Source organism: Paenisporosarcina sp. TG20 (genome assembly GCF_000286315.1).
GTDB lineage: Bacteria > Bacillota > Bacilli > Bacillales_A > Planococcaceae > Paenisporosarcina.
The window spans coordinates 1-13,415 of record NZ_ALJG01000249.1; the positions used below are offsets into that span (position 1 = coordinate 1).

General features: G+C 36.1%; 9 protein-coding genes and 1 pseudogene. 2 read left to right on the top strand and 8 right to left on the bottom strand.

Annotation, left to right across the window (positions count from 1 at the left end; translation table 11 throughout):
• Nucleotides 1-231 precede the first annotated feature (231 nt).
• Complete coding sequence (locus B371_RS0106495; RefSeq protein WP_019413495.1) at nucleotides 232-1,044, bottom strand: sulfurtransferase; 813 nt, start codon at nucleotides 1,042-1,044, stop codon at nucleotides 232-234.
• A complete protein-coding gene (locus B371_RS0106500; RefSeq protein ID WP_019413496.1) occupies nucleotides 1,044-4,664 on the bottom strand; it encodes a dynamin family protein in 3,621 nt (1,206 codons plus the stop codon). Before B371_RS0106500 ends, B371_RS0106495 begins: the two co-directional genes overlap by 1 nt.
• A 167-nt stretch (nucleotides 4,665-4,831) precedes the next feature.
• Between B371_RS0106500 and B371_RS0106505 the strand changes: the two genes are divergently transcribed.
• Together B371_RS0106505 and B371_RS0106510 are read left to right on the top strand one after the other, a co-directional pair.
• Nucleotides 4,832-5,686, top strand: a complete 855-nt coding sequence (locus tag B371_RS0106505) for a transporter substrate-binding domain-containing protein (RefSeq protein WP_019413497.1) — start codon at nucleotides 4,832-4,834, stop codon at nucleotides 5,684-5,686.
• Nucleotides 5,687-5,706: 20 nt separating this feature from the next.
• Nucleotides 5,707-6,384: an amino acid ABC transporter permease gene (locus B371_RS0106510; protein ID WP_019413498.1), complete on the top strand. Its 678-nt coding sequence runs from the start codon at nucleotides 5,707-5,709 to the stop codon at nucleotides 6,382-6,384.
• A 536-nt stretch (nucleotides 6,385-6,920) separates the two neighbouring features.
• On the opposite strand, the gene B371_RS0106515 is transcribed toward B371_RS0106510, so the two are convergent.
• The 6 genes and pseudogenes from B371_RS0106515 to B371_RS21410 form a co-directional block, all read right to left on the bottom strand.
• Entirely contained in the window at nucleotides 6,921-7,643 is a 723-nt protein-coding gene (locus tag B371_RS0106515; protein WP_019413500.1) for an amino acid ABC transporter ATP-binding protein, read from the bottom strand.
• A 19-nt stretch (nucleotides 7,644-7,662) separates the two neighbouring features.
• Nucleotides 7,663-8,373 (bottom strand): amino acid ABC transporter permease, encoded by a 711-nt coding sequence (locus tag B371_RS0106520; RefSeq protein ID WP_019413501.1) that lies wholly within the window; start codon nucleotides 8,371-8,373, stop codon nucleotides 7,663-7,665.
• A 50-nt stretch (nucleotides 8,374-8,423) separates the two neighbouring features.
• Nucleotides 8,424-9,200: a basic amino acid ABC transporter substrate-binding protein gene (locus B371_RS0106525; protein ID WP_019413502.1), complete on the bottom strand. Its 777-nt coding sequence runs from the start codon at nucleotides 9,198-9,200 to the stop codon at nucleotides 8,424-8,426.
• Between the two features lie 190 nt (nucleotides 9,201-9,390).
• Nucleotides 9,391-10,185 carry a VLRF1 family aeRF1-type release factor gene (locus B371_RS0106530; RefSeq protein ID WP_019413503.1) on the bottom strand — a complete coding sequence of 265 codons (795 nt, stop codon included), beginning with the start codon at nucleotides 10,183-10,185 and terminating at the stop codon, nucleotides 9,391-9,393.
• Between the two features lie 336 nt (nucleotides 10,186-10,521).
• Entirely contained in the window at nucleotides 10,522-11,712 is a 1,191-nt protein-coding gene (locus B371_RS0106535) for a DHH family phosphoesterase (protein ID WP_019413504.1), read from the bottom strand.
• 347 nt (nucleotides 11,713-12,059) lie between these two features.
• A pseudogene (locus B371_RS21410) lies at nucleotides 12,060-13,267 on the bottom strand (NupC/NupG family nucleoside CNT transporter).
• Nucleotides 13,268-13,415 lie beyond the last annotated feature (148 nt).

The window sequence follows — 13,415 nt, forward strand, 5'->3', positions numbered from 1 at the left end:
CCCGCAGGAAAGATGCTGGCCAAAAGCCAGTATCTTTGCGACGAGTAACCGCAGGAGCACAATGGAACGAAGGCTAAGAACGCCACGTCGTGTGGCAAAGCCTTCGTGACCAACATCCTGTTGGCCCGAGGAGACTGAAGCTATGCCCGCGAAAAGCGTCCACCGTATCGGAAATAAACGGGTTTCTATGGTACCCTTTTTTAAAGGACGGGGCGCCTTACCCGGTTTTTCTTAACTTTTTTCGACCGGGTACTTTGTAATCCAATCACTGTAACTACCTACATATAACTTAACTCTTGGGTAACCAGCTTCTTTTAACATCGCATATAATGGTGCTGCTGTTACACCACTACCACAATAAACGGTAATTTCTTCATCTTTACTAACTACTGCTTCTAAAGCTGGTAAAATGTCCAATACGCCTTGATACTGTCCATCTTGCTTTAACAATTCCCAGTCCAAATTTCTCGCAGTCGGTATATGACCAGCAACGGAATCAATCGATTCGTTAATGCCAGCATATCTCTCTGCTGAACGAGCATCTAATAGAACACCCTCTTCACTTGTAGAAACATCTTTTACTTGTTGACGAGTTGAAACAATATCTTCATTCCACTCAAGTGTTAGAGATGTCTTTTCATAGCTGGGTGTATCAGTTGATACCTCCCACCCCATGTCAACTAATGCATCATATCCCTCACGAACCAAAGTAACATGTGGAAATCCAGCATAACTTAATAACCAATAAGCACGAGGGGCAAATGGCATACCGCCTTGATCATAAATAGCACTATGATCTTCATAATTTAACCCATGAGTTTCAAATAGGTTTTTAATGGTTTCTTTCTCAGGAAGCGGATGACGTCCATTTGTTTTATTCATATCAGATAGATCTGTTGCAAGATCCAAATAAATAGAGCCTGAAATGTGTCCCTGGTTGTACATTGCTCTTCCAGCGTCTACATCTTGCAGTGAAAAACGAGTATCTATCCATCGTATAGATGAATCTTTTAACTCACTTGCTGATTTCCATACATCTCCCATTACGTCACTCCCCCTATAGATAGTTTTGCGTATACAGTTTTCCACTCTTCCAAGTGGGAACTTTCCTTCATGGCGATTCGTTCAGAATTAATTTGAAGTAGAGACTCGTGTAGTAAATGTTGTCTTAATCCTTCTGATTCTAAATCAACAACATACGAAACCCATTCACGCAAGCGAGTATTTTGCTCTGACAAGTAGTTTTGCGCTTCTGGTCTAGTTGCTGCTTGCAAAGCATCTCGAAGTTTTTCTTTATCATTTTTTTCAAAGAATGATTTATTATTTTTATAATAGGATTTTACATGTGTGTAAGGTGCTATATCAGAAAATGGCCCTTCAAAGTCAAGCAACTTCGCATCTTCCATTTCATACGGTACAAAAGAAAAACTATTATTTGCCTCTTTTAATTCCAGCATATCGTCTTTTTGACGCTGTTGCAAAGCATGCTTTATCCACTGATTTAAACGGAAATTCGTTACTCGCATTTCTTGTTCGAAATCGAAACTTAACATGCCAAGTGTTTCTTTCAAGGCAAAAATAAGGGCGTCAGTAGCATTACTATTGGCAAATAAGGATGGATTATATGATTCTTTATAAAACTCTGGATATCTATAATACACTCGTTGTAAAACATAATATAAAAGCTCGTCTAATTCTTGGTAAGCATTTTTTTCAATAACACCTGCTGCTGAACTTGAAAACCGTTGACGAATAGTTTGTTCCAACTGACTTAGTTCTTGTAAGCGATCTTCTTTTCGTAGTAAGTTTGTTTCCGTTTGGTTAATTAAAGAATCTAAACGTTTCACAGTCTTGTCCGTTTCTTCAGCTAAAGATATAATTGCCATTGCCTTTAAATCTTCAGATAAAAAGTGTTCAAACGCTTCTTCAAAAACATCTAGACCAGAATTCAAGTTAATCGATTCTTCTTTTTCTTGTAAGGCTTGTAAACTAGAAACGCCATAAACGCGTGGAAAACGAATACCAAAATGTTGTAATTCAGTCATTACATAATTCTTTACATCTTCAGCTTCTTGTTGGTTATCAGCTAAGTCAATCGCATTTACAATAAAAAACATCTTATCTAATTCAAAAGAGTCTTTTACGCGACCAAGTTGTATTAAAAATTCACGGTCTGCTCGTGCAAAAGCATGATTATAATAAGTAATAAAAAGAATGGCATCAGCATTCCGAATATAATCAAATGCCACACCCGTATGACGAGCATTAATCGAATCCGCACCAGGCGTATCGACCAGCGTCACGCCCATTCTCGTTATTGGACAATCATAAAAGAAATCAATCGTATCAACAAAACAGCTTTTATTTTCTTGAGCTACAAATTCTTTAAACTCATTGCGATCCACCCGTAGAGTAGAACCTAACTGTTGTTTGAAAATTGAATAGCCTTCTTTAAAAGCATAGATAAATGCTTTGTGTACTTGTAAACCATCGCTTTGCAAAGGGAAATCTTCTATTTTTGAAGATTTTATAAATGCCTCTTCTAAAGAAGCTACAGATAGGCCAATGGCTTGGAATGACGATGCAACATCTGCAAAGAGTTGATCATGCGTTTTCAATTGAACCTCGGCAGTCTCATGTTGTTGATGTTCGGTTACGGGCTTAATACGGTTAATCGCTGCAGTAGTTGGGTTTGGTGAAACTGGTAATACATTTGCACCAAGTAATGCATTTGAAAATGATGATTTCCCTGCACTAAATGCCCCAAATAATGCAATTGTAAAATCTTGCTTTTCCAACCGCTGTGATTTTGTTTGCAAATAACGAGAAACCTCTGAAAAGCCTTGAATATGTTCAATTTGTTCTGCTATATATCTCGCACGTAAAAGGGTTTTGCTTAACTCCACGACTTCTGTTTGTTGAACTTCCTCTTTTTCTTCCACTGTACTATCTACATGCTCATTCTTATGAATCATAGATGGATTAAATGGAATCATTAGCTGCTCTGCTAAAAGATGATCAGATTCCCACTTTTTCACTAATTCAAAAGAATCTTTCTGCAAGTCATTTGGTGGGTTTGACCATTTTCGGGTGAAATCTTCAAGTTGTTTGTATAATTGTTCAAGTGTATCTATCGCTAAAACCTTCTCTTGATAGGCAATCGATTTAGAGTCAGCTAAACCAGATTCATCTTCGGGTAAATCTTCGATAGCTTGTGCTTGTTGTTTTTTCCATTCTTCTGTTTGTTGAATAAACCATTTTTTAGTAGCATCTGCAACACGATTTGCAAAATTTAATACTGCATCAGCAGTAACAAGAGACCCTTTAAGAATTTGATTATCAATTAATTGTAAGGAAGGATGAAATTCTATTTGGTCAATGGTCAATGAGTGTTCATCAGTCAATAGTCCAACATTTTTTAGCGACTGTTTCATTAATGAGCGCATGTGACCAGCAATTTGTGACTGAATAACAACATGATATTCTTGTTCAACTATCACTCCGCGATTATTTCTCTCTACTTCTGTTTTCTTCACACTAAAGAATAAACCAACCTTAAAATCTGCTTGTTTTGTTTCTAAATATAATTTTAACTTTTCTCGTAATTCATACGGCATAATATTCGCGTTATCCAGTAGAATTTTACGATCGTGTTCAAATGTTTCTATCCAAGCTTTAGACGTTAGCAATGAAGACTGCTTTTGAAAAACTTCAGCTGTTTTACGTACTTCTTCTTTTGCTGCCCACTCTTCTTTAGATAACACATTTGAGAATGTTTGCCTACACTCTTCTATTTCATCCAATAAATATTGAGTGTGTTCATCGTGTAATTTTTTTAAAGTGTTTACAGACGATTCTACTAACTGTTGTTGCCAATTCTTCATGCTGTACACAACGATTTTTTGAACATCCTCAAAATCGTTATAAACGTGATTGGTATCTTTTAAAGAGGTAAAAAAGATCCCTTTGGGAATAACACCCCATGCTTTAAATGAAGAATAGACCGAGTCTTTAAAATTCTCAAATGTTAGTTCGTTTTCTCGATGTTTATCAATTTGGTTAACGATTAAATAAACATTTTCATTGTATTTCATTAGTTGTTTTGTGAAGTCAAAGTTTAACTCAGATTGCACATGGTTGTAATCCATCATATAAAAGACAATATCTGCTAAGTGAAGGGAAGATTCTGTAGACATTCGGTGAGCATCATCAGTAGAATCTACACCCGGGGTATCCATTACTGTAATACCTTCTGGTAATACCGAAGATTCATGTCCTATCTCAATTTGAGAAACAGCTTCTCCGTCTTTACAAAATTCTTTTACCATTTCAAAATCAAAATCCCCAGTAAATTTAACTGGTTGTTGATTTTGCATGTATACAACAGCAAAATCTTCTGAAGACTTATGTATTTTAACAATATTTGCACTTGTTGGAATGGGACTTGACGGGAGTAACTGTTCACCAGTTAAGGCATTAATCATCGTGGATTTTCCAGCTGAAAAGTGCCCAGCAAATCCAATGGTAAATTCGCGATTCATTAATTTTTGTGAAAATAGTAAGGTTTTGTTTGTACGTTCAACATCATTTGCCTGTTGAAATAATGTATAAGCTTTAGAACTTTCATTTAATAGTTGTTCTATTTTGTCATCGAATGATTGCATAAAATCTTAAACTCCTTTATTCAAACTATACTTATCATATCATGTTTGAAACCATCTCAACATTTAGAATTACTGTATCCTAGGAATTTTAGAAAATTAAATGGTTGCTCTTATCCATAGTTAAGTGGTATGTTTTTATGCGAATACTATTTAAAGGAGGAAGTTTAATGAATATTTTTACAAATAAACAACGAGTTCTATTCATCACTGGTATTATTTCTATATTATTATTAGCTGCATGCAGCAACGAAAATAGCAGTAATGACTCAAGTGATACAGAGAAATCTACTACTGCTTGGGATGAAATTCAGGAAGAGGGCTCACTGACTGTTGCAACGTCGGGCACGCTACTAGCTACTTCTTACCATGATACAACATCCAACGAGCTAACAGGATTTGAAGTAGAAGTTGTACGTGAAGTTGCGAAACGTCTAGACCTTGAAATAGAATTTAAAGAGATGGGCTTCGATGAAATGCTGACAAGTGTTCAAACAGGTCAAGTTGACATTGCCGCAAATGATATCGAAATCACAGAAGATCGCGCAGAAAATTTCATTTTTTCTACACCTTTTAAACATTCATATGGGATTGCAGTCGTTCGCAAGGATGATTTATCTGGGATCAAAACATTAGAAGATGTGAAAGGTAAAAAAGCTGCAGGTGCTTCTACCTCTATCTATATGCAAATCGCACGTGAACATGGTGCGGAAGAAGTTACCTATGATAATGCTTCAAACGAAATATATTTGCGTGATGTATCTATCGGACGTACGGATGTCATTTTAAATGACTTCTATCTTTCATCATTAGGAGTTAATGCATTTCCTGACTTAAATATTACGATTCACCCTGATATTAAATACAGTCCATCTAAGGTTGGGTTTGTAATGAATACAGAAAATAAAGAGCTTGAGGAAAACGTGAATCGTGTCATCGAAGAAATGCTAGAAGATGGAACGATTACTAAACTATCTACTCAATTCTTTAATGCTGACGTTTCTTACGAAGCTGATATTGAGTAAAAGAACTTGGGTGAATTGAAATGAATGAAATTGAATGGGGACTACTATTTGATCCGAAACTAGCTCTTGATTCTCTTCCTTATGTTCTTAGTGGCATTGGTTATACACTCTTAATTGCTCTTCTTAGTATGGTAATAGGGTTAATCATCGGTTTTTTCCTTGCTCTTGCACGGACATCAAGTTTTGCTCTTTTACAATGGCCAGCCAGGTTGTATATCTCATTTATGCGTGGCGTTCCTATTCTAGTCATTCTCTTTTTGTTATATTTCGGATTTCCAGTTATCGGAATTGAGTTTTCAGCAACTCAAGCTGCTTTAATTGGTTTTAGTTTGAACAGTGCTGCTTATATGGCTGAAATTCTGCGTGCTTCCTTGTCTTCTGTGGATTTGGGTCAATGGGAATCTTCAAAATCACTTGGACTTACGTATTGGCAATCAATGAAAAGAATCATTTTACCTCAATCAGTGAGGATTGCTATCCCACCACTTTCAAATGTGTTAATGGATTTAATTAAGGCTTCATCCCTTGCCGCCATGATAACAGTGCCAGAAATGTTTCAAAAAGCACGAACTGTAGGAGCCCGCGAATTTGATTTGTTAACGCTTTTAATTTTAGTTGCACTGATTTATTGGGCGGTATGTTCTATAATGACTGTTCTACAAAACTACTTAGAAAAGCGTTTTGCAAGATTTCTTTGAGATTGTTTTCTAGTAGTCTTCCTGCTAACGATGGGGCTGTATTTAGAAGTTATTTATAATGACTTCTAAGGACAGCCCTCTTTTCATATAAAAATGACGCTGTCGATTTCCGTTACAAGCGGACGCTTTCCGCGGGCGGTCAGTGAGTCTCCTCAGGCCAACAGGATGTTGGTCACGAAGGCTTTGCCTAGCGTTGTGGCGTTCTTAGCCTTCGTACCATTTTGCTCCTGCGGGGTCTCACCGAACACGCTTTTTCCTCTGGAGTCGCGCCTGTAACGAAAATCTATTACAACGGAAATTACTCACCTACTTTTAAGTAAAGACATAAAAACAGGTGAAGAAAAACGAGTCGTTTTCCTTCACCTGTTTTATTTTAGGGACTAATTAGACTGCCCCTGTTTTGCAGGAACTTATTAGACAGTCCCTTTCTTCTTGTGTTTCTATTGTATTTTACGTCCCATAATGCCCCGGAAAACTGGACAAGATACAGTATGACTACAACAGAATTTCAAATCATTAGTATTACCTTAGAAATACTATAAGACTTTACTCAAAAATGCTTTTGTTCTTTCGTGTTGAGGATTATCAAATATTTGCTCAGGAGTTCCTTCTTCAACGAGTAGTCCTTGATCCATGAACAATACTCGGTCGCCCATTTCTTTAGCAAATCCCATTTCGTGAGTTACGACAACCATGGTCATGCCTTCATAGGCAAGTTGTTTCATAACATCCAACACTTCGTTCACCATCTCTGGATCAAGTGCAGAAGTAGGCTCATCGAACAGCATTATTCTAGGCTGCATTGCTAATGCCCGTGCTATTGCTACACGCTGCATTTGTCCACCAGATAATTGTTCAGGATAAACATTTGCTTTGTCAGCAAGTCCTACTTTTTTAAGTAATTCATGAGCTAATTTCTTAGCATCCGCAGGTTTCATTTTTTTGATTTTAATTGGTGCAATTGTAATGTTTTCTAACACACGCATATGTGGAAAGAGATTAAACTGTTGGAAGACCATTCCTACTTCAGTTCGTATAGCATTAATGTCCGTTTGCGGATCATTCACTTTTACACCGTCGATAAAAACGTCTCCTGCTGTAACCTCTTCTAACATATTGATACACCTTAAAAATGTACTTTTGCCAGAACCACTTGGACCTATTACACAAATAATTTCTTTTTCTTTTACTTCATAATCAATGCCTTTTAATACTTCTAATTCACCAAACGATTTATGCAATCCTTGAATTTTTATCATGTGTACACCTTCCTAACCGCTAACGCCGAATTGAGAACATACCTTTTTTCTTTTTAGGAACAAAACTATTACTAAAGCGATTTTCTACATACGTAATAATTTTCCCGAAGATATACGTTAAGAATAAGTACAGAATCGCAATCGTAATATATGGTTCCCAAAAGCGTGCATAGGCACCGGCAACTACTTTTCCTGCATATAATAAATCGTTTGCTGCTATAACTGTCACTAAAGATGAATCTTTTAGCAGTGCAATTAATTCGTTGCCAAGTGGTGGAATCATTCGACGCAAGGCTTGAGGCAAAATAATATATCTCATCGACATATTATTAGTCATCCCAAGTGATCTTGCTGCCTCCATTTGCCCTTTTTCAATAGACTGGATACCAGCTCTAATTATTTCTGCGTTATAGGCAGCACTATTTAAAATAAGTGCAATAGAACCTGATACAAAATAACCTAAAGAGTGACCAAATATAGCTGGTATGATGGCTAAATGTATAAGTAAAATTTGAACAAGTAAAGGAGTTCCTCGGAAGAAATCAACAAATAATTTACAAGGGTAATAAATTAATTTTTTCTTTGAAAGCTTACCCATGCCGACGAATAATCCTAACACTATACCCCCTAGATATCCAACAAATGTAAGAGCTAGGGTAACCCATAAACCTCTAATAAACAGTTCTCTATAATTCCAAATCATGTCAAATCTTATTTCGGGGAAATCCATGTCAAACACTCCCAATAAACCAGATGTTTATCAAATCAAATAACGAATTGTTATTCTACATCAATTCCGGTAATTTCTTTTAATTTCCCATTTGCTTTGAGTTTTGCAATTCCTTCGTTTAATAACTCAAGTAGTTCAGTATTACCTTTTTTAACCATTAGGCCGTAAAACTCTTTTTCAAACGCTGGGTCATCGACTGTTTTTAATTTCACATTTGGGTTGTTTTTCTGATACTCAATAATAACAACATTGTCACCTATTGCAGCATCAGCATTCCCATTAATCATTTCTCCTATTGCAAATGGAAGCGTTTCAGCTGCTACAATATCGGCACTTGTATCACCTAATAGACCTCTAGTTACAATATGCCCTGTAGTATTAATTTGGACAGCCACTTTTTTGTCTTTTAAGTCATCAAACTTCGTTACTGTAGAGTCTTCTGGAACAAGAATCAATTGATTTGCTGCGAAGTAAGGATCTGTAAAACCATATGATTCTTTTCTTTCATCTGTAATTGTAATGGATGAAACGGCAAAATCAACTTCGTCATTATCGACTGCTGCGAATAAAGGATCCCAACCATAATTTTTGAATTCTACTGTGATATCCATTTCCTCTGCAATTGCTTTTACTATTTCGATATCAAGACCAACAATATTTCCATCTTTATCCATGTACTCCATTGGTGCATAAGTAGCATCTGTTGCTACCGTATATATTTTGTTACCATTCTCGTCCGTCGCAGAATCAGCTCCACAACCAATTAAAGCAAAACTGACACCAAATAAAATAATTGCAAATAACAATAATTTTTTTACACTTTTCAATGGTAAGCCCCCTATTTTTAATTTTTAATTATCTGTATATTTTTGATAATTATCATTATTATATAGGAATTAATGTTCCTATACAATAGAAGTATATGGGTTTTGTGTTATTAAACAGATTCATTACAACCAAAATTAAAATGCCGATTTCTACATATTTCTGTAGAAATCGGCATTTACTGAATACCTTTTATTTTTCAAAGACTTGATGAATGATATCGTATGGTTTGCTGTTATTGAGGTTTTTATAGATTAAACTTGCCGGTTTTTCTTGCAATGTTTCAGCAAAAGCAATTGCCAATTCAGTTTCACCAACTACGTGAACCTCTCTCCAACCACGCTTTTTCTTTAATTTTTCTAATGTTATTCCCATACCTTTATAAAACCTTAACAAGTTTTCTCTAAGACGTGGCTCTATAAAGTCTACTTTACTACTCCCAATTGCATGTTTACCATCCGGCTCCATGTGGTTGTATTCACCCCAAACTTCAAGGTTTGGATCGAATCTGTAGGTCAATTCATCTTTAACCATTCCCATGGCCGTATCCAATATGCGTACCTCCCCGAAGCTTGGCAAGACAATTGCTGCTTCCGGATAAGCTTTATACATGTATTCTAACTCTTCAGTGATCGGATGATCTTCCCAATGGAAACTTGGTTTTACTGGTACTTGTACATAGTTCACAGACCATAGTGGAGGGTTTTCTGATGCGAAAATGACAACCCCTTTTCGTAATTTATCCTTATTTTCTTCAATTTCTTGCATTACTTTTTTCTTAACCACTTTAAATAATTTTAATTCATTTTCTTTTTCGGGAGCTGATAAGAACTTGTCCAAATCTTTAAATCCATTTTTCAAGTGAATTTCCCATGCACCATTCAACTGATCGGGATCACCAGGATTAGTATTTAAATAAACACTCAATACCCCTCGTTCGCCACTGTGATAGTCTTTCAAGGATTTAAGTTCATTACTAAATGTCATAATTCTTCAACCTCCTCATAAGTCTTTACGTTAAAAGCATACCCGTGATAGTTAAGTTTAAACGAATTTTAATGTTAAAGATAAGTGCATAGTACCATCTAGTAAATACAGGCTCTTGAAGTATGAAAGACGAATATGTAGTCTTTCAGATCCCATTGAGATAAAAATTATCCTTTCTCTTCTTCCTTAAAAATGACGAGTGAAGTGATGGTTTATCACTTCACTCCTCCCTTTCCACTCTTGGTTATGAGGTTGTAGGTTCCTACCCATTAGTAAGGACTTCTGGTGTATGTTTTTACAAAGAAAAAGATACTACAGCTAGACTATTTTCAATTGTTAAACTTGGTTTTTTGTCTTATTTACTTCTTCCATCAAGAAACTAACAAAAGCATCGTCTCTTACTAGCCAGACTGAAAAATTTCTTTTTAAAAAATTTTCTCCTTCATCAAAAGTTGTAAAAGATTGTTCGATTTTCAATCCATTCTGTTGTAAAATCCAATTATTTTCGCTGACTGAATAAAGAAAAAAAGTATCGCCTGTGCGATTTTTATAAAGTGACCCAAATGTGGAGCGTTTCAAGTTAAAGCGATTTCTTTGTGCATCTTCACGAATTGGGTCCATATGAAACGTATCCACCACAAACTGCTTATATGCTTCATCAGTTAGTAAACAACCTGATGCTTTTTCATGTCCGCCACCACCATAATGACCAGCCACTTCAGATACATCAACATGGTCGTGAATTGTTCGAAATCCTAATCGCTTACCACCTATGTTTAAAATAGCAATATAATCAAGATGCGGATAATCTTTTCCCAGCTCATTTCCAAGCTCCGAGTGATAGGATTCAGCATAGACGATACCCGCTACATGATTATCTACTTTAGCCTGAACAAGCTCGCGCCTTTTACGGCGAATATAGCGCTCGATCTTATTATCTTCCATATCAAGTATTCTTTTTTCAAACTCATCAAAGAAAAAATGTTCATTAACCTTAAGTCGTTCTATCATTTTCTCTTCAAATTCTTCAATTGATACTAAGAAAAAGAGAGCATTTAAGCGTTGTGCTTGAAAATTATTATTTTTCTCCCATTCCCAAGTATCGTACTGTCTAACTAGCTCTACAAACTCTGAAATGGATTCTGAAGGCTCAATTAATTGATTAACAATTAAATATTCATATAATAATGAAGTCGCTGAAGTTAACTTCCCTTCTTCATCAACAACAACTACATGACCCCAATCGTAATTGTTAAAATGCAAAGCTGTTTTATGATGATCAATTAACTGCACCTTTCCATCAGCTTGATAAAACGATTCAAGTTTTTTTTCATTTGCTTCATTTACCGATAAATCTGTTATCAAAAGAAATATATCCTTTTTTTCATTCTCTAAAAACCATTCAACTTCACGATTAAGACCTGCTATGGAATTGTATCTCACCTTAACTTGATTACCAAAAGCGAGTTTCGCTAAAATTCCACAACCAACTCCATCTAAATCACTATGAGAGAGTAGTTTGTACATGTTCTTCACCTCTTAAGATATTATGATTTCTTCAACTTATTAAAATATAATGTGCATTAATTTCCTTCGCATATAGTGTGTAGTTTTACATATTTGATTCATGTTTATTAAACAAATTAACGGTGAGATGTAGTTTTAAGGAAGTATAAATGACATGAGTATCAGTTGAAAACGGCGGGTATATATCCGACGCGAAGAGTGCAGGTATTTTTGATATGGTTACTGGTAGGATAGTGCCTAATTTTAATGAATCTGGCTGCCGAAGATACAGTATCAGATGCTAACCATGCTATTCGTCAAAAAATGATAAAATCAGACACTTATAGGTTATTCTCTACTGACATTCGTTACATAAACATCCCTGCAATTGCAGCACTTAATAGTGAAGCTAACATCCCAGCGATTACTGCACGGATACCCAGCCTTGCAATATCCGGACGACGATTCGGAGCAAGTGCACCCAATCCTCCTAGTAGAATCGCCAATGAACTTAAGTTGGCAAATCCACATAGGGCAAAACTGACAACTAGAACCGTTTTAGATGATAGTTGAGGAATTTCTGGAGCAAATGCTGCATAAGCAACAAACTCGTTTAGAACAAGCTTTTGACCAATGAAGCTACCTGCTGTAACTGCTTCAGACCATGGCACTCCAATTGCAAATGCGATTGGTGCGAATAAAATGCCTAAAATCCCTTGAATAGTTAAAGATTCAAAACCAAACATTCCGCCAATTCCGCCTAAAATTCCATTTAGCATTGCAATTAATGCAATAAAAGCTAATAACATTGCACCAACGTTCAATGCAAGTTTTAAACCATCGGCAGCACCGCGGGCAGCGGCGTCAATGACATTTACAGATTCATCGTCTTTCTCTAACACAAATTCAGTTATTTCTGATTGCTCTGTTTCCGGAATGATGATTTTCGCCATCACTAATCCTGCTGGAGCAGCCATAAAGCTTGCTGCAAGAAGATATTCTAGCGGTACACCAAGGAGAGCGTAACCTGCTAGTACAGATCCCGCAACTGAAGCAAGTCCCCCAGTCATCACTGCAAAAAGTTCGGACTTCGTCATGTTTGCCAAGAACGGGCGTATTACAAGTGGAGCTTCAGTTTGGCCGACAAAGATGTAGCTGCAGAAATGGATTCCGCTTGGCTTGTCCCGAGTAACTTAGACAACGCTCCGCCAATAATTTTAATAAACCATTGCATAATTCTGAGATAATACAATACGGAGATTAACGAAGAAAAGAAAATAATAATGGTCAATACTTGAAATGCAAATACAAAACCAAAATTTTCTATATCTGCAGCAGGTCCAAAGACGAAAGCGATTCCTTCCCCTGCATAATTAATAACATTTTGAACTAATTCCGAGAATTTTTTTAACGAAACTCGGCCAGTTTCCCATTTCAATACGATAAAAGCAAATGTTAATTGAATAGCTAATCCGCCAATAATTGTTCTGTAATTAATTGTCTTTTTTCCATTAGAAAAAAGAAATGCAATTCCTAACACAACAAAAATACCAAAAATACCCCATAGTAAATTCAAACATTTCACCTCTAAACAATTTTTGATTATTTACTTGATAACTGAGTCAATTTCATAATAAAAAATCTAGTATAAAATCCGAACAAAGTTGATTTTAGCTTCATGCGGACGCTTTCCGTGGGGCATGGCTTCGGGCCAACAGGATGTT

Excerpts from the sequence above, each read along its gene's own strand:
- B371_RS0106495 (WP_019413495.1), bottom strand. The coding sequence starts at position 1,044 with ATGGGAGATGTATGGAAATCAGCAAGTGAGTTAAAAGATTCATCTATA.
- B371_RS0106500 (WP_019413496.1), bottom strand. The coding sequence starts at position 4,664 with ATGCAATCATTCGATGACAAAATAGAACAACTATTAAATGAAAGTTCT.
- B371_RS0106505 (WP_019413497.1), top strand. The coding sequence starts at position 4,832 with ATGAATATTTTTACAAATAAACAACGAGTTCTATTCATCACTGGTATT.
- B371_RS0106510 (WP_019413498.1), top strand. The coding sequence starts at position 5,707 with ATGAATGAAATTGAATGGGGACTACTATTTGATCCGAAACTAGCTCTT.
- B371_RS0106515 (WP_019413500.1), bottom strand. The coding sequence starts at position 7,643 with ATGATAAAAATTCAAGGATTGCATAAATCGTTTGGTGAATTAGAAGTA.
- B371_RS0106520 (WP_019413501.1), bottom strand. The coding sequence starts at position 8,373 with ATGGATTTCCCCGAAATAAGATTTGACATGATTTGGAATTATAGAGAA.
- B371_RS0106530 (WP_019413503.1), bottom strand. The coding sequence starts at position 10,185 with ATGACATTTAGTAATGAACTTAAATCCTTGAAAGACTATCACAGTGGC.
- B371_RS0106535 (WP_019413504.1), bottom strand. The coding sequence starts at position 11,712 with ATGTACAAACTACTCTCTCATAGTGATTTAGATGGAGTTGGTTGTGGA.